A 16,013-nucleotide genomic window follows, 5' to 3' on the forward strand; every position below is an offset into this window, starting at 1 on the left:
GCCCCGCCCCGTCGAGAGGGCCCGCGCCGTCGTCCTCGCCGACGGTGCCCCGTCCCCCGCGGTAAGGCGGATTTCTCGCGCCCGGGCCTGCGGATACGATGGAGGGCGTTATGAGTGCGGTTACGGAAGACGCGATCCGGTCGGCCCTGGCCACCGTGAACGACCCCGAGATCGGCAAGCCGATCACCGACCTGGGGATGGTGAAGTCGGTCGCGGTGCAGGCCGATTCGTCGATCGACGTCGAGGTGTACCTGACCACCTCCGCCTGCCCGATGCGCACGCAGATCGTCGACCGCGTGCGGGCGGCCGTCGCCGACGTGCCGGGCACCGGCGAGGTGCGCGTCGAGCTGGACGTGATGAACGACGAGCAGCGCGCGGAGCTGCGCAAGACGGTGCGCGGCGACAAGGCCGAGCCCGTGATCCCGTTCGCCCAGCCCGGCTCGCTGACCCGCGTGTACGCGGTCGCGTCGGGCAAGGGCGGCGTGGGCAAGAGCTCCGTGACGGTGAACCTCGCGGCGTCGCTGGCCGCACGAGGGTTGTCCGTGGGCGTGCTCGACGCCGACATCTACGGCCACTCCGTGCCGCGCATGATGGGCACGGACGCGCGGCCCACCCAGGTCGACTCGATGATCATGCCGCCGCAGGCGCACGGCGTGAAGGTGATCTCGGTGGCCATGTTCACCACCGGCAACACCCCGGTCGTGTGGCGCGGGCCGATGCTGCACCGTGCGCTGCAGCAGTTCCTCGCCGACGTCTTCTGGGGCGACCTCGACGTGCTGCTCCTCGACCTGCCGCCCGGCACCGGCGACGTCGCGATCTCCATCGCGCAGCTCATCCCGGGCGCGGAGATCCTCGTGGTCACGACCCCGCAGACCGCGGCCGCCGAGGTCGCCGAGCGGGCCGGCGCCATCGCGCTGCAGACCCGTCAGCGCGTGGCCGGCGTCATCGAGAACATGTCCGGGCTGACGCTGCCCGACGGCACCGTCCTCGACGTCTTCGGCTCCGGCGGCGGCGAGCAGGTCGCGGCGCGGCTCACCCGCGCCGTGGGCGCCGACGTGCCCCTCCTCGGCCAGATCCCGCTGGACCCGCAACTGCGCGAGGCCGGCGACTCCGGGACCCCGGTGGTGCTCTCCGCGCCGGACTCCCCCACCGGCTCCGCCCTGCGCGCCATCGCCGACAAGCTCGCCGTCCGCAAGCGCGGCCTGGCCGGCATGTCGCTGGGGATCGACACCACCCGCCACCTCTAACCCGACGGTCTGCGGTCCGCTCGCGCCGCGGAGATCGAAGCCGCGGGTGGCGATCCGCCCCTTGATGCTGCCGCAGGTAGCGATCCGCCCATCCGCTGCCGAAACTCGCGTGCGCTGCCGATCCGCGGCAGCGTCCGTTGATATCAGCAGCGCGGCAGCGAGTACCGGCAGCGTGCGCCGAAGTCGGCAGCGCACGATCACGCGGCCGACGGGATGATCCCGTTGCGCGCCATCGCGGGGAGGAGCAAGCGACGCAGGCCGTCGTTCGCGTTGAGCACTCGCCAACGCCAACGGACCACCTCGATCCCCGCGTCCGCGAACAGCTCGTGGCGACGCTTCTCCTCGGCCATCGCGGCGTCCACGTCCGCGGGCTCGTCGCCGTATTTGCCGCGGCCGTCGAACTCGCCGGTCATCGCGCCCCAGTCGAAATCGGCGTAGAAGAGCTCGTCGCCGAGGATGCGCGGCACCTGCAGGCGCGGCATCGGGAGGCGGGCCGACAGCATCTGCATGCGCGACAGCGACTCACCGGCCGATTCGCTGCACTCCACGGACAAGGCGAGCGCCCGGCGGGCGAGCGCCGCACCCCGGCAGCGGCCCAGCATCGCGATGCAGTCCTCCAACTGCGCCAGCGGCACCGGGGCCGGTTCCTCCGGTTGCCCGAACCGCGGTACCAGACGAACCGCGTCGAAGGCGACGACTGCGCGCTCGAGTCCGCCGGTCATGGCCGCATCCACCGCCGTGCGACACCGGGTGGTCACGCACACGCCGTCGCGGATCATCGTGTGCTCCGCGGGCAACGGCCGCGCGTGCACGTGCAGATTGCGTCGTCGGTACCCACCGCTCGTGCGGTCGATCGTGAAATGGACGTACCTCCGCTCGGGCCGGAGGAAGGGAATTCCGTGGAGGGCCGCAGCGCTTTCGTGACTGACCACACCGTCGCAGGTCAATGCGGTCGCTCGCACCCGATCGCGGTCCCTCACCCAGACCGGTGCGTCGTCGTCGCGCACGCCGTAGACACCGTGCGCGAGCCGCTGGATCTCTTCCTCGGAGGCACGCGCGATCCGCGTGTCACTCCACCCCATCGCCGTGAGCTGTCGCCGTGTCCAGATCTCCCCCATGCGGACCATTGAACCCGGGTGACTCCGCCCGGCTGACGCCCGTGACCGAGTTATCCACAACTTCAGCGTTATCCACAGGCCGCCCCGCACCCGTCGGGACGAGCAACGTCGCCGCTGCCGCGAACGAGCTTGAAAGCTGCCGAAACTCGTCAGCGCTGCCGGTAGTCGGCAGCGTTCGCAGATGTCGGCAGCGCGGCCCTGAACTCGGCGGGAATTCGCGGGCCACCGGAGGTTCGGACGCGCTACGTCGCGTCGACGTCGAAGGGCGGGCGCTCCTCGGGGGCCAGCGGCTTGTGCATCCGCGGCATGGTGGGCATCGGGCCGGCCGGGACCTCGGGCAGCGCCTTCTCCAACGAGGCGACGGGCGCGACGGGGGCGACGGGCGCGGCCGCGTCGACCGCCTTGCGCAGGTTCAGCGCATCAGCGGTGGAGCGCACCTGATCGCTCATCTCGCGGATCACGGAGTCGTCGCCGTTCAGGAGGTGCTTGGTGACGATCGCCGTCGGCGTCATGCCGCGCAGGTTCTGGATCTGCTGCAGGGGCTCGCGGATCGCATCGAAATCGCCGCCCATCTCGTCCTTGAGCTGCTGCGTCGCGCCGGTGGCGTAGTCGCGCACCTGCCGCAGCGCCGTGAAGAACCAGTTGACCGCGCCCGGGAGTCGCTCCGGCCCCAGGATCACCAGACCCACGACGACCAGCATGAGGATCTCCCCCATACCGAGATTCGAGAACACCCCGCCATGCTACGGGAAGCTCAGGAGCTCACGCACCTCGCGGCGGCCCGGCCCGGCCCCTCAGCTCAGCGGTTCGGGCGTGACCTTGATCGGGACCTGCCGGCCGTCGCGGGCGACGGTCACCGTCGTCTCCTTGCCGACGCCGACGGCGCGGATCGCGACGATCACGTCGGCGGCCTCGGCGACCTCGGTGTCGCCGACCTTGGTGATGACGTCGCCCTCGCGGATGCCGGCCTTCTCGGCGGCGCCGCCCTTCTTCACGTTCTCGACGCGCACGCCGGACGCAGCCTCGTTGCTCACCTCGCGGCCGTTGATGCCGAGGTCGGCGTGGACCACCTTCTGGCCGCGGATGATCGACTCGGCGATCGGCCACGCGACGTTCGACGCGATGGCGAAGTTCAGGCCGATCGACCCGGCGCCGCCCGGGGACAGCCCGAGCGTGTTGATACCGATCTGCCGCCCCTGCAGGTCCAGCAGCGGGCCGCCGGAGTTGCCGGGGTTGATGGCGGCGTCGGTCTGCACGGAGTCGAAGGTCGCGGGCGGGTTCGGGCCGCTCGCGGGCCCCTGCACCGGACGGTGCGTCGCGGACACGACGCCGGAGGTGACGGTGCGCCGTAGCCCCAGCGGCGAGCCGATGGCGACGACCTGCTGGCCGGCCGCGAGCTCCCCGGAGTCGCCGCGGGCGATCTGCTGCAGCCCGTCGACGGAGACCTTGACGACGGCCACGTCGGTGTACGGGTCGGTCCCGACGAGCTGCGCCGGGGTGCGGGTGCCGTTGAAGAAGACGACCTCGATCTTGGCGTCCTTGTTGGTGGACGCGGTCTCGACGACGTGGTTGTTGGTCATGATGTAGCCGCGCTCGGCGTCGATCACGGAGCCGGAGCCCGTCTCGCCGGACGTCTTGGTGCGCACCTCGATGGTCACGACGCTCGGCCCGACCTTGCCGACCATGGAGGCCACGGCGCCCGCGTCGGCCGGCGGGCCCTGCGCCGCCGGCAGCGACGCCCGCGAGTCGGTGAGCTTCTCGATCGTGGTGCCGGTGATCCGGCCGATGGCGCCGCCGAGCAGGCCGATGACCAGCGCCAGCACGCCGAGGACCGCGAGTGCGCGGATCGATACGCGCCGCCCGAAGAGGACGTCGCGGACGCCGAGCTGCTCCGGATCCGGCTGCGGGACCGCCCGCGGCGGCGCCGTGACGCCGGGCTCGCCGATCCCGGCGAGCGAGTCGGTGTCGCGCCACGGATCCTCGGGCTCGGGCTCCGGCTCGGGCACGAGCGGACCCGCGTACGGGTCGCGCTGCAGCGCCTCGGGGGCGCCCGGAGGGCGGGAGAAGGCCTCGGTGAGCACCGGGTCGGGGGCGGCGGCCTGCGGCTGCGGCCCGCGGGCGGTGGTGGCGCTGCGGACGGACTCGGGCGCGAAGGCACCGTCGACCCCGTCCGGCCTGCCGAAGACGACCTGCTCCCCCTCGGACACCGAGGGACGGTACGTGGGGCGCGGCTCCAGGCGCGGACGCCGAGTGTCGGGTTCGGAGGTCACGGAGTCGAATCTACCGAGCGTTCCGCCGCCGGCCGCGCTTGTTGCGCTCGTCGCGTCGCGAGGCCTCGGGCGTGAACGTCGGGAAACCGTCGAACGGCGGGCGACCCGTGTGGCAATCGGTGGGGATCTGGGACAGCTGGCCCAGCAGCCGGTGCGGCACGGTGATCTCGCCGGACTCGCGCAGCGCGGTGCGGACCTGCCGCTGCGCGTCGACCTCCGCCGCGCACACGGCGCACTGGGAGATGTGGGTCCCGGCGCGCAGGTGCGCGTTCATCCGCAGCTCGCCGTCGACGAACGCGACGACCGCCTCGTAGGCGAGGTGCTCGGTGGACGAGAACTCGCCCGGGCGACGCGAGAAGGCGCGCTTGATACTGCCACTGAGGTGCTCCACGCGCTCCCCTCCTCTGCTCGGTCCGATGGCGTACTGCGGATCTACCGCCACAGTACCTGCACTCCTCTACCCAACGAGCCGAGTCGCTCGGGAGTTCCCGACGGTGCCGGGCGCGCGCTCAGTAGGCGAGCGCGGCGCTGCTGGTCAGACCCTGATTCGCCAGGGCCTCGCGGATGGATTTGCGACCGCGGTGGATGCGCGAACGGACGGTGCCGAGCTTCACGCCCAGGGTGGCCGCGACCTCCTCGTACGAGAGGCCCTCGATGTCGGCGAGGACGACGGCGGCGCGGAACTCCGGCGCCAGCGCGTCGAGCGCGTTCTGCAGCTGCGGGCCGAGGTTGGCGTCCGCGTAGATCTGGCCGGGGTCCGGGTCGGACGACGGTACGCGCTCGTAGTCCTCCGGCAGCGCCTCCATGCGGATGCGGTTGCGGCGGCGGACCATGTCCAGGAACAGGTTCGTGGTGATGCGGTGCAGCCAGCCCTCGAAGGTGCCGGGCTCGTAGTTCTGCAGGCTGCGGAAGACGCGGATGAAGGTCTCCTGCGTGAGGTCCTCGGCGTCCTGCGCGTTGCCGGAGAGGCGGTAGGCCAGGCGGTACACGCGGTCGGCGTGCTCGCGGACGAGCTCGTCCCAGGTGGGCATGTCAGCACGGTCGCCCGACGCATCGAATGCGGCGGTACCCGCGGGTTCGGCGGCGCGCTCGTCGTCGAACGTCGCGTACGCAGCCTGGGGCTGCGGCTCCTGCCGGGGTCCGGCCTTGCGGGCCAGGGCCATGCGCTCCTCCTCGTGCCTCCGCCGGACGGCGGGGCGCTCTTACTACTGCAGAACTCCCGGAGTGACCGTTTTGTTCCCACGATCGGCAATTCCAGGTCGGGCGTTCTTCACTGTCCGATACCTTTCCCTGCCGCGGTGTGGGAGCGCTGATTCCTCCCTGAGTGTTGCCTGTGCATACATCGCCTTTGCTAACGATCGCGTCACGGCGGGGTGACCGGTGGGCGACGGGCTACGATTGCGGCGTGTCCAACTCCGCCGCATCCGCCCTCGTCACGTACGCCGAGAACGCCATCGTCGAGGACGAGGCGATGTCCTCCGCCCGCGAGCGGGCCGCCGACCTGGGCGTCGACGCCGTCTCCCCGTCCGTGGGCGCGCTGCTGTCGGTGCTGGCCGCGGCGGGCGGCGCGAAGTCCGTGGTCGAGGTCGGGACGGGCGCCGGCATCAGCGGCCTGTGGCTGCTCTCCGGCATGCGCCCCGATTCGGTGCTGACCACGATCGACTCGGAGCAGGAGTTCCAGGCCGCCGCGAAGATCGGCTTCCAGCAGGCCGGCATCGCCGCGAACCGCACGCGCCTCATCAACGGCCACGCACTCGACGTGCTCCCCCGGCTCGCCGACGCCGCCTACGACCTCATCTTCATCGACGGCGAGCCCGTCGACCACCCGCGCTACGTCGTCGACGCGGTGCGCCTCCTCCGCCCCGGCGGGGTCGTGGTGGTCAACCTCGGCGACGCGGGCTACCGCATCCCCGATCCGGAGGCCTACGACGACGAGGCCTTCGCCGCCCGCGAGGCCACCCGCATCATCGCCGCCGACGAGAACCTGCTCCCCGTCATCCTCCCCCTGGGCGGCGGCCTCATCGCCGCCGCGAAGGCCTTCGTCCCCCCGGAGCAGTAGTCCGGCCCCGTTCCCCGGTCCGACGGTCCGCGGCGCCCGCCCCACGGCGGGTCCCATCGCCCGTTCCTAGCGGTTTCGGCGGCGCTCACCTGCGATTTCCCCGCCGAAACCGCAGGGAACCGTGACGCCTCGGTGGATACCGGATCTGTCACCCATGGTCACGATGACATAGCCGACGGGTCAGGACAGCTCGCCCGCCGCCTCCGGCTCGCCGGCGTCCACCCCGACGGGCCGCAGCAGCGTCGGGTACTTCGGCGGCAGGCCGTCGCCGGTGGAGATGCCGCGCACCCGGCGCGAGATCCACGGGTAGGCGAACTCGCGCCGCCACTTCCGCTTGATCTCGCGGTCCTCGGCGGGCGTGATCACGGGCTCGGGCCCCAGGTCGGGGACCTCCAGCGCATGCGGCACGCCCAGCACGTCGAGCACCTCGATCGCCATCCGCAGGTGCCCGGGCTGCGACATGTGGATGCGGTCGAACTCCCACATCCGCAGGTCGCGATACTCCTTCATCCGCCAGTAGTCGAGCAGCAGCAGCCCCCGGTCGGCGGCGATCTCGCGGACCAGCTCGTTGTAGATCGCGAAGCGGCCGCGGAGCGCGCCGAAGATCCCGCTGCCGTGGGTGTCCGCGGCGGTCCACACCACCACCGTCGCGCCGGAGTCCACGAGCCGCGACAGCAGCGCATCGTAGGCGGAGACCACCGCATCCACGTCCACCGACGGTCGGATCAGGTCGTTCGCCCCGGCGTACACCGTCACCAGATCCGGCGCCAACTCCAGGCACGGCTCCAGCTGTTCGTCGACGATCTGGTCCATCTTCTTGCCGCGGATCGCCAGGTTCGCGTACCCGAAATCCGCGGAGCGCGACGCCAGCACCTCGGCGACCCGGTCGGACCAGCCCCGGTACTCGTGGGTCCCCGTCGGATCGGGGTCGCCGACCCCCTCGGTGAACGAGTCCCCGATCGCCACGTACCGCAGGAAGTCAGTCACCGGAGCCCCTATACGTCCGTCGAGAACCGCACGCCGCCGTCGGGCAGCTCGACGCCGGGCCAGACCCGCGCGCCGTGCAGCAGCTCGCAGCGGGCGCCGACGGAGGCACCGTCGCCGATGACGGCCTCGCGGATGCGGGCCCGCGGCCCGATGTGCGCGCCGAAGCCGATGATCGACCGCTCGACGATCGCGCCGGCCTCGATCCGCACCCCGTCGAAGACGACGGCGCCGTCGAGCCGGGCGCCCGCGCCGATCTCCGCGCCGCGCCCCACGACGGACCCGCCGATCACCAGCGCGCCGGGCGCCACGGAGGCGCCGGGGTGGATGAGGCACTCGCCGCGACCGCCGTCGAGGGCGGCCGACGGGGCGATGCCGCGGACCAGGTCCGAGCTGCCGGCGACGAAGTCCTCGGGCGTGCCCATGTCGCGCCAGTAGCCGTAGTCGACGTGGCCGTAGAGGCGGCTGCCGCCGTTGAGCAGGGCCGGGAAGACCTCGCGCTCGACCGACACCGGCCGGCCCGCGGGGATCTCCTCGATCACCGAGCGCTTGAAGACGTAGCAGCCGGCGTTGATCTGGTCGGTCGGCGGATCCTGCGTCTTCTCGAGGAACGCGGTGACCCGGCCGGTGGCGTCCGTCGGCACGCAGCCGAAGGCGCGGGGATCGGGCACGCGCACGAGGTGCATCGTGACGTCGGCGTCCTTCTCGCGGTGCGTCTGCACGACGGCGCGGATGTCGGAGCCGCCGAGCACGTCGCCGTTGAAGACCAGCACGGTGTCGGCCTTCAGCGCGGGCAGCACGTTGCGGATGCCGCCGCCGGTTCCCAGCGGCTCGCTCTCCACCACGTACGAGAGCTCGAGTCCCAGCTCGGTGCCGTCGCCGAAGTACTCCTCGAAGACCTCCGCCTTGAACGAGGTGCCCAGCACCACGCGACGGATGCCCGCGTCGCGGATGCGCGAGAGCAGGTGGGTGAGGAAGGGCTTGCCCGCCGTGGGCAGCATCGGCTTCGGCGCCGACAGGGTGAGCGGACGCAGGCGAGTGCCCTTGCCGCCCACCAGGATCACGGCCTCCACGTCGCTGAGGTCCACACCGGCGTCCTGATCCACCGAGGTCATCATTCCCCTTTTCGTCTCCGCGTCGCCGCGAGAACACTGATCCGCGAGCGCGCGGCCAGCCCCACCTTCATCGCCGCGCGCAGGGGCGCGGCCGCCGGACCGGGGTGCCGGTCGGCGAAGAACCGGTACGCGGAGGCGTGGTGCGCCGGGAGCATGAGCTCCGGCACCTTCCCGGCCGCGTGGCCCTTGGCGTGCACGATCTCCGCCGTCGGGACGTAGACGTTGCTCCAGCCGGCGCGGGCGAGCCGGTCCCCGAAGTCCACGTCCTCCATGTACATGAAGTAGCGGTCGTCGAAGCCGCCGATCTCCGCGAAGGCCTCCGGCCGCACCAGCAGGCAGGAACCGCTGAGCCACCCGGCCTCGCGCTCGGCCACCTCGGCCTGCGACTGCTGGTAGGCCCGCGTCCACGGGTTCGACTTCCAGACGGCGCCGAGCAGCGCGTGCCCGATCCCGAACCGCATGCTGGGCACGTTCCGCGCCGAGGGGTAGACAGTGCCGTCGGGGTCGCGGATCAGGGGGCCCAGGGACCCGGCGCGCGGGTGCCGCGCGGCCGCCTCGATGAGGGCGTCGATCGAGCCCGGGCCGAAGACCACGTCCGGGTTGCTGATCAGTAGGAAGTCGGGGAACGCGGCGTCATCGGCGCGCAGGCGGGCCACGGCGTAGTTGATCGCGCCGCCGTACCCCAGGTTCGCGCCGGTACGCAGCAGATCGGCCTCGGGATGGGCGGCCTCGGCGGCCTCGGGGGAACCGTCGACGGAGCCGTTGTCGGCCATCAGCACCCGCGGGGCGACCCCGGAGAAGGCACCGTCGATGCTGGTCAGGAAGTTCTCGAGGTGTTCACCCGGCGAATAGGTGACGGTGACCACGGCGAGCGTGGGCAGCGCATTGTCGGTTCCGGGCACGCGGCCAGGCTACCGGGCGGGGTTTGCGGGCGCGTCCAGCGCCCGGTCGAGCGCGTCGCGCCAGTCCGGCAGCGGCGTCAGCCCCCACGCGACCCAGGAGGCCGGAGAGAGCACCGAGTACGCGGGGCGCGGCGCCGGGCGGGGGAACTCCGACGTGCCGCACGGCGACACCCGCGCGGGATCGGCCCCGGCCCGTTCGAAGACCCCGCGGGCCACGTCGAACCAGGTGGCGGTGCCGCCGCCGGCGGCGTGCAGCACCGCGCCGGGCCGCTCCGGCTCCGCGCCGAGGAGCACCGCGAGGTCGAGGAGTCCCGCGGCCAGGTCCGGGGCGTAGGTCGGCGAGCCGGTCTGGTCGTCGACGACCTTCGGGTCGACGCCGTCGTCGGCGAGCCGCCCCATCGTCCCGACGAAGTCCCGCGCCCAGGCACCGTCGGCCCCGCGCCCCGTGTACACCCAGGCGGTCCGCACCACGACGGTCCGCGGGTCGGCGGCGGCCGCGTTCCGCTCCCCGTCGAGCTTGGTGAGCCCGTAGACGCTCGCGGGTCCCGTGGGGTCGCCCGTCTCCCACGGCCGCGGCGGCACGGGCGCAGGGCCGAAGACGTAGTCGGTCGAGACGTGCACGAGCCGCGCGCCGGTGGCGGCGCACCGCTCGGCGAGCAGCCCCGGGGCGATCGCGTTGAGGGCCGTGGCGGCGCCCGGCTCGGTCTCCGCGGCGTCCACCGCGGTGTGCGCCGCGCAGTTGATCAGCACCGTCGACGGGCCCAGCGCGAGCTCGGCGACGGACTGTGGCGAAGTCACGTCGAGGTCTCCGCGGCCCAGGGCGCGGGTCGCGATTCCCCGCGACGCGGCGCCCGCGACCAGCGCCGACCCCACCTGTCCGGCCGCGCCGGTGATCACCAGTTCCACACCGCGAACGGTACGGGACGGCCGCGTCTGCGGAGTCTTCACATGTCGAGTCGGTACCGTTATGGAGATGTGACCAACCGGGCCGGAGCAGATGGCCCGGTCCCGAACGATGAGGAGTGGTGGGTGTCCGACAGCCCGAGTGGACGCGGCGCGCGCCATTCCCGGAGCGCCGACGCCAAGCGCGCGGCCGCCGAGCGGTCGACCGCGCAGGGTGACGACGCGCGGGGGCGCGGCCGGCGCCGGAGCGTCCGCGCCGAGAACGAGGGCGACGGTGCGCAGCCCCTGCGCGCCCGGCCGGTGCCCCGCGCCGGCGACCTCTCGGTCGACACCCGCGAGCGGCTGCAGCGCAGCGGCAAGGCCCTCATCGCGCTGATCACGGCCATCGTGCTCGTGGTGACGGGCGTCGCCTGGTTCTGGTGGTCCCAGTTCGCCGGCGACATCACTCGCGGCCCCAGCATCGCGGCCAAGCCCGACGGCGCGACGGACATCCTGCTGGTCGGCACCGACTCGCGTACCGACGCCAAGGGCAATCCGCTCACCAAGCAGGAGCTGGCGCGGCTCAACGCGGGCGTCGACGACGGCACCCTGAACACCGACACGATCATCCTCATCCGCATCCCCAACGACGGGAAGTCGGCCACCGCGATCTCGATCCCCCGCGACGCGTACGTCGCGATCCCCGACCAGGGCAAGGGCAAGATCAACTCCGCCTTCGCGGGCGCGGCCAACGTGACCCGCGACAAGGCCATCGCCGACGGCGACGACGAGAAGACGGCCGTGCAGAAGGGCAACGGCGAGGGCCGGAAGGCGCTCATCGAGACCGTCGCGAACCTGACGGGCGTCTCGGTCGACCGGTACGCCGAGATCGGCCTCGTCGGCTTCTCCCGCCTCACGAACGCGGTCGGCGGCGTCGACGTGTGCCTGAAGAAGCCCGTCAACGACCCGTACTCGGGCGCGCGGTTCAAGGCGGGCAAGCAGACGCTCAAGGGCCCGCAGGCGCTGAGCTTCGTGCGCCAGCGTCACGGCCTGCCCCGCGGCGACCTCGACCGCGTCACCCGCCAGCAAGTCTTCATGGCCTCGCTGGCCAGCAAGATCCTCTCCACCGGCACCCTGACCAGCCCCAGCAAGCTCAGCCAGCTGCAGGACGCGCTCTCGACCTCCGTCACCCTCGACCAGGAGTGGGACGTGATGGGCTTCGCGAAGGAGCTGGCGAACCTCTCGGCGGGCAACGTCCAGTTCTCGACGGTGCCCGTGGTCCGCGACGACGGCTGGAGCGACGACGGCCAGCAGTCCGTCGTGGTCGTCGATCCCAAGCAGGTGCAGGCGTACGTCGCGGGCCTCCTCGGCGACAAGCCCGGCACCACGAAGCCGAAGGCCACCTCGACCAGCTCATCCCCGGCCGTGCCGTCGGTGAACCGCTCCTCGTACACGGTGGACGTGGTGAACGCCGGCACCACGTCGGGCCTCGCGAGCACCGTCTCGACGTTCCTCGGCGGCAAGGGCTTCGCGCAGGGCTCCACGGGCAACGCCTCGTCCACCGAATCCTCCTCCAGCTCGAAGAGCGCCGTGCTCGCGAGCTCCGCGAACGACCAGGGCGCGAAGGCCGTGGCCGCGCTGCTCGGCGGCCTGCCCGTCGTGGCGAGCACGTCCGTGCAGTCCGGGCACGTCAAGGTGCTGATCCAGGACGGCTACAGCGGCCCCGGCTCGTCGAGCGACTCCGGCTCGGACTCCGCGGCCACCACCACGTCGATCCCGCCCGGCATGACCGAGGCGCTCGACCCCAGCGAGGCGGCGCGCATCAGCTCGCTGCTCAATCGACCGGGCTTCACCGCCCAGCAGGACGGGGGCGTGCCGTGCGTGGACTGACCGTGACCGACCGGCTGCTCGTGCCGATCGTCCAGGCCGACGGGGCCGCACCCCGGTTCACCTGGTACGACGACGCCGCCGGCGCCCGCATGGGCCTCTCGGCGATCACCCTGGGCAATTGGGCCGCCAAGTGCGGCAACCTGCTGCGCGACCAGTACGGCCTCGGCCCGGGCGACCCCGTCGGGGTCCTGCTGCCGGCGCACTGGCAGACCGCGGGGATCCTGTTCGGCGCCTGGTGGGCCGGCTGCGAGGTCCGCTTCGGCGAGTCCGGCGACGTGACCTTCGCCGCCCCCGACCGCCTCGACGAGGCGGAGGGCGACGAGATCCTCGCCGTCGGCCTCGACGCCTTCGGCCTGGCCGTGCCCGACCTGCCGCCGGGCATCGACGACTACACCACCGAGGTCCGCGTGCACCCCGACGCGTTCACGCCGGGCGGCGCCGGCACCGCGCTCGCGGGCGACGACGCCGAGATCGTGCTGGCCCGCTCCACGGCGCTTGCCGCCTCCGCCGGATACGCCGCCGGCGACCGGGTGCTGTCCACGCGGGAGTGGCGCGCCGTCGACGACCTCTACGACGGCCTGCTCGCGCCCTTCGCCGCCCCGGCCTCGGTCATCCACGTCTCGCACCCCGACGCCGCGAAGCTCACGGACAAGTTCGCGACCGAGAAGGCCACCGCCCGCGTCGCCTGACGCGCTACTGCTGCACGTCGACGACGATGCGCCCCGGCCCCGTCAGCGTGGAATCGGCGTAGCGCTGCGCGTTCCCGGTGAGCTTGAGCGCCACCTGCAGCTGCCCCTCGAAGGAGCAGGTGATGATCGCGCGGGAGACCGCGCGCCCCGGCCCGGCGACGGTGCGCTCCCCCGCGTACGCCGCGTTCCCGTCGTCGTCGAAGATCGCCACCGGCTCGACGCGCACCACGAGGTACTCCCCCGGCCCGCCGAGCACCGCGCCCGAGCCGCAGTCCATGACCGGCCCCGCCTCCCGCGTGACCCGGTACGGCGGCACCGCGCCGGTGAACTCGAGCACCACCCGGTCGGCGCCGTCGCGGGCGCCGGTGCGCAGGTCCTTCAGCATCGTCGTGCCCGGCGCGGCGGTGGCGCTCGTGCTCGTCGTCACTCGAGGGCTCGCGCTGGTCACCGAGCTCGGGCTCGACGGTGCCGCCCCGGCCACCGTCGTGACCGACGACGGGCGCGCGATGCCCGACGGTGCCGTGACCAGCCCGTCCTGGCCGCACGCGGTCAGCGCCGCCCCCAGCACCACCGCCGTCGCCCCCGACAGCGCTCGTGTCGTCCTCGAATGCACGTCCGCCCCTCTCGTCCGGTCCAGGCTATGCAGGGATCGGTCGGGAGGGGCGGATCGTTATCGAACCGTGGGCGAGCCGGTACCGGCCCGCGGGCGGGTCAGCGGAGCAGCTGGCGCGACATGACCATGCGCTGCACCTGGTTGGTGCCCTCGTAGATCTGGGTGATCTTGGCGTCGCGCATCATGCGCTCGACCGGGAAGTCGCGGGTGTAGCCGGCTCCGCCGAGCAACTGCACGGCGTCGGTGGTGACGTCCATCGCGACGTCGGAGGCGAAGCACTTCGACGCGGAGCTGATGAAGCCGAGGTTCTTCTCGCCGCGCTCGGCGCGGGCGGCGGCGGTGTAGACCATGAGGCGCGCGGCCTCGAGGCGCATCGCCATGTCGGCGACCATGAACTGGACGCCCTGGAACTCGGAGATGGACTTGCCGAACTGCTTGCGGTCCTTGATGTACTCGATCGCGACGTCGAGCGCGCCCTGGGCGATGCCGACGGCCTGCGCGCCGATGGTCGGGCGGGTGTGGTCGAGGGTCTGCAGCGCGGTCTTGAAGCCGGTGCCCTCCTCGCCGATCATGCGCATCGCGGGGATGCGGCACTCCTCGAAGGCCAGCTCGGCGGTGGGGCTGCCCTTGATGCCCAGCTTGTGCTCGTAGCCGGTGACGGAGAAGCCGGGGTCGTCCTTGTGGACGATGAAGGAGCTGATGCCGTTGGCGCCCTTCTCGGGGTCGGTGACGGCCATGACGGTGTACCAGGTGGACTTGCCGCCGTTGGTGATCCAGCACTTGGAGCCGTTGAGGACCCACTCGTCGCCGTCCTTGCGGGCGCGGGTGCGCATCGACGCGGCGTCGGAGCCCGCCTCGCGCTCGGAGAGCGCGTAGGAGGCCATGGCCTCGCCGCTGGCGAGCGACGGCAGCACGTGCTGCTTGAGCTCCTCGGAGCCGTTGAGGATCAGGCCCATGGTGCCGAGCTTGTTCACGGCGGGGATCAGCGAGGAGCTGCCGCAGACGCGGGCGACCTCTTCGATGACGATGCAGGTGGCGACGGAGTCCGCGCCCTGGCCCTCGTACTCCTCGGGCACGTGGATGGCGTTGAAGCCGCTGGCGACCAGCGCGTCGAGCGCCTCCTGCGGGAACCGCTCCTTCTCGTCGACGTCCTTGGCGTGCGGCGCGATGTCGCGCTCGGCGAGCGCCCGGATGGCGGCGCGCAGTTCCTCGTGCTCCTCGGGGAGCTGGAACAGGTCGAAGTCGGGGTTGCCAGCCATGAGGCCTCCATCAGCGTCTACGTGTTAGGTCCGCGCTGATTGTATCCATGCCGGTCCCGCGGTCAGTTAGTCGCACGTAACCAACATCCGACGGTGCGGTTGTTCCCCGGAACAACCGCCCTGCCACTCATCCGGCTGTGACGCACAACGCACGGCACCCTTACCTACACTCACCTCCGTCGGAGACGAATGGAGACGACGATGGCCGGGTTGAACGAACTGTGGATCGACCCGCACCGCGACGCGGTGCGCATGCTCGCGGACCAGACGACTGTGCTGGCCGAGGAGGCACAAGAACTGTTCGCCGAGAAGTACGCCGGTTATCCGTGGCAGGTGGACCTCTCCGGGGCGCCCCGGTTCTGGTTCGAACGCGAACCGATCGCCGAGTTCCGCGCGCACTTCATCGGTTCGGTGTCCGAATACTCCAACACCTGGATGTGGGGTTGGGAGAACATCAACGGTTACCCCGAGGAGGCTGTTGCGCTCTCGACATCGGTGAGGGACGCGGGTGAGCGCCTCGACTGCCCGGAGTTCACGACTCCGGTTCTTCCGCTCGACCCGCGCGAACGGAGCGATGCGGACCTACCCGCACGCGAACACGCCGTGCACGACTACGTGCACGCCGCGATGGCGATGACCGACCTCATCGAGCCCGTCTACTACCGCGGCTCGAACGGCAACGGCGGCTACGCCTGGTTCGTGCTGGAGAACCGCGCCGAGTTCCACCTGCCGCCGGCGTCAATCATCTCGGCGGTCGGTGTCCTCACCCGAATCACCGCGGCCGGCCTGGTCGCCGACCCACACCTCGCGACGTGGGCGTACGCCGTGCGGCGCGAGGGTCTGACGATCGAGCAGACGGGCACCGACATGATCCTGACGGCGCAGGACGGCAGCGCGACCGTCTCCTTCGACGATCGGGGCCGTCTGGCCCGCATCGATGCACACGCGGGCCCCACCGCGGCGGGCGGACACTGAGCCTGGAAAG

The 16,013-nt window shown here is 72.0% G+C and carries 16 protein-coding genes; 5 read left to right on the forward strand and 11 right to left on the reverse strand.

Annotated elements, in window-relative coordinates; genetic code table 11:
* The first annotated feature begins 110 nt into the window (after window positions 1–110).
* On the forward strand, window positions 111–1,247 hold the full coding sequence (locus LB823_RS11215; RefSeq protein ID WP_224647194.1) for an Mrp/NBP35 family ATP-binding protein: 1,137 nt from the start codon (window positions 111–113) through the stop codon (window positions 1,245–1,247).
* 197 nt (window positions 1,248–1,444) lie between these two features.
* On the opposite strand, the gene LB823_RS11220 is transcribed toward LB823_RS11215, so the two are convergent.
* The 5 genes from LB823_RS11220 to sigE form a co-directional block, all read right to left on the reverse strand.
* Window positions 1,445–2,365, reverse strand: coding sequence for a type IV toxin-antitoxin system AbiEi family antitoxin domain-containing protein (locus LB823_RS11220; RefSeq protein ID WP_224647196.1), 921 nt, complete (start codon window positions 2,363–2,365; stop codon window positions 1,445–1,447).
* 242 nt (window positions 2,366–2,607) lie between these two features.
* On the reverse strand, window positions 2,608–3,099 hold the full coding sequence (tatB, locus tag LB823_RS11225; RefSeq protein WP_224647197.1) for a Sec-independent protein translocase protein TatB: 492 nt from the start codon (window positions 3,097–3,099) through the stop codon (window positions 2,608–2,610).
* 60 nt (window positions 3,100–3,159) lie between these two features.
* Window positions 3,160–4,635: a S1C family serine protease gene (locus tag LB823_RS24050; RefSeq protein WP_224647198.1), complete on the reverse strand. Its 1,476-nt coding sequence runs from the start codon at window positions 4,633–4,635 to the stop codon at window positions 3,160–3,162.
* Window positions 4,636–4,645: 10 nt separating this feature from the next.
* Window positions 4,646–5,026, reverse strand: a complete 381-nt coding sequence (locus LB823_RS11235) for an RNA polymerase subunit sigma-70 (protein ID WP_224647200.1) — start codon at window positions 5,024–5,026, stop codon at window positions 4,646–4,648.
* Between the two features lie 118 nt (window positions 5,027–5,144).
* The gene (gene sigE, locus LB823_RS11240; RefSeq protein ID WP_224647201.1) at window positions 5,145–5,798 is read right to left on the reverse strand and encodes an RNA polymerase sigma factor SigE; all 654 of its coding nucleotides are present in this window, start codon (window positions 5,796–5,798) and stop codon (window positions 5,145–5,147) included.
* 242 nt (window positions 5,799–6,040) lie between these two features.
* Between sigE and LB823_RS11245 the strand changes: the two genes are divergently transcribed.
* A complete protein-coding gene (locus LB823_RS11245) occupies window positions 6,041–6,694 on the forward strand; it encodes an O-methyltransferase (RefSeq protein ID WP_224647203.1) in 654 nt (217 codons plus the stop codon).
* A 180-nt stretch (window positions 6,695–6,874) separates the two neighbouring features.
* On the opposite strand, the gene LB823_RS11250 is transcribed toward LB823_RS11245, so the two are convergent.
* Genes LB823_RS11250 through rfbD form a run of 4 tightly spaced genes read right to left on the reverse strand, consistent with a single transcriptional unit; the run spans window position 6,875 to window position 10,601 of the window.
* The gene (locus LB823_RS11250) at window positions 6,875–7,681 is read right to left on the reverse strand and encodes an SGNH/GDSL hydrolase family protein (RefSeq protein WP_224647204.1); all 807 of its coding nucleotides are present in this window, start codon (window positions 7,679–7,681) and stop codon (window positions 6,875–6,877) included.
* An 8-nt stretch (window positions 7,682–7,689) separates the two neighbouring features.
* Window positions 7,690–8,793 carry a sugar phosphate nucleotidyltransferase gene (locus tag LB823_RS11255; protein WP_224647205.1) on the reverse strand — a complete coding sequence of 368 codons (1,104 nt, stop codon included), beginning with the start codon at window positions 8,791–8,793 and terminating at the stop codon, window positions 7,690–7,692.
* Window positions 8,793–9,695, reverse strand: coding sequence for a glycosyltransferase family 2 protein (locus LB823_RS11260; RefSeq protein ID WP_224647207.1), 903 nt, complete (start codon window positions 9,693–9,695; stop codon window positions 8,793–8,795). The genes LB823_RS11255 and LB823_RS11260 overlap by 1 nt, the downstream gene beginning before the upstream one ends.
* 9 nt (window positions 9,696–9,704) lie before the next feature.
* On the reverse strand, window positions 9,705–10,601 hold the full coding sequence (rfbD, locus tag LB823_RS11265; RefSeq protein ID WP_224647208.1) for a dTDP-4-dehydrorhamnose reductase: 897 nt from the start codon (window positions 10,599–10,601) through the stop codon (window positions 9,705–9,707).
* Between the two features lie 123 nt (window positions 10,602–10,724).
* Here rfbD and LB823_RS11270 point away from each other — a divergent pair, with 123 nt between their 5' ends.
* Entirely contained in the window at window positions 10,725–12,467 is a 1,743-nt protein-coding gene (locus LB823_RS11270; RefSeq protein ID WP_224647210.1) for an LCP family protein, read from the forward strand.
* Entirely contained in the window at window positions 12,455–13,156 is a 702-nt protein-coding gene (locus LB823_RS11275; RefSeq protein WP_224647211.1) for a TIGR03089 family protein, read from the forward strand. Before LB823_RS11270 ends, LB823_RS11275 begins: the two co-directional genes overlap by 13 nt.
* A gap of 4 nt (window positions 13,157–13,160) precedes the next feature.
* Here the strand turns inward: LB823_RS11275 and LB823_RS11280 are convergent, their stop codons facing one another.
* Together LB823_RS11280 and LB823_RS11285 are read right to left on the reverse strand one after the other, a co-directional pair.
* Complete coding sequence (locus LB823_RS11280; protein ID WP_224647212.1) at window positions 13,161–13,769, reverse strand: hypothetical protein; 609 nt, start codon at window positions 13,767–13,769, stop codon at window positions 13,161–13,163.
* A gap of 98 nt (window positions 13,770–13,867) precedes the next feature.
* On the reverse strand, window positions 13,868–15,028 hold the full coding sequence (locus LB823_RS11285) for an acyl-CoA dehydrogenase (RefSeq protein WP_224647214.1): 1,161 nt from the start codon (window positions 15,026–15,028) through the stop codon (window positions 13,868–13,870).
* A gap of 201 nt (window positions 15,029–15,229) precedes the next feature.
* On the opposite strand from LB823_RS11285, the gene LB823_RS11290 reads away from it, so the two are divergent.
* Entirely contained in the window at window positions 15,230–16,003 is a 774-nt protein-coding gene (locus LB823_RS11290) for a DUF6882 domain-containing protein (RefSeq protein WP_224647215.1), read from the forward strand.
* The last annotated feature ends 10 nt before the right edge of the window (window positions 16,004–16,013 follow it).

Source organism: Tsukamurella sp. M9C, from assembly GCF_020169415.1.
GTDB lineage: Bacteria > Actinomycetota > Actinomycetes > Mycobacteriales > Mycobacteriaceae > Tsukamurella.

Excerpts from the sequence above, each read along its gene's own strand:
- LB823_RS11255 (WP_224647205.1), bottom strand. The coding sequence starts at position 8,793 with ATGACCTCGGTGGATCAGGACGCCGGTGTGGACCTCAGCGACGTGGAG.
- LB823_RS11290 (WP_224647215.1), top strand. The coding sequence starts at position 15,230 with ATGGCCGGGTTGAACGAACTGTGGATCGACCCGCACCGCGACGCGGTG.
- sigE (WP_224647201.1), bottom strand. The coding sequence starts at position 5,798 with ATGGCCCTGGCCCGCAAGGCCGGACCCCGGCAGGAGCCGCAGCCCCAG.
- LB823_RS11285 (WP_224647214.1), bottom strand. The coding sequence starts at position 15,028 with ATGGCTGGCAACCCCGACTTCGACCTGTTCCAGCTCCCCGAGGAGCAC.
- LB823_RS11220 (WP_224647196.1), bottom strand. The coding sequence starts at position 2,365 with ATGGGGGAGATCTGGACACGGCGACAGCTCACGGCGATGGGGTGGAGT.
- LB823_RS11215 (WP_224647194.1), top strand. The coding sequence starts at position 111 with ATGAGTGCGGTTACGGAAGACGCGATCCGGTCGGCCCTGGCCACCGTG.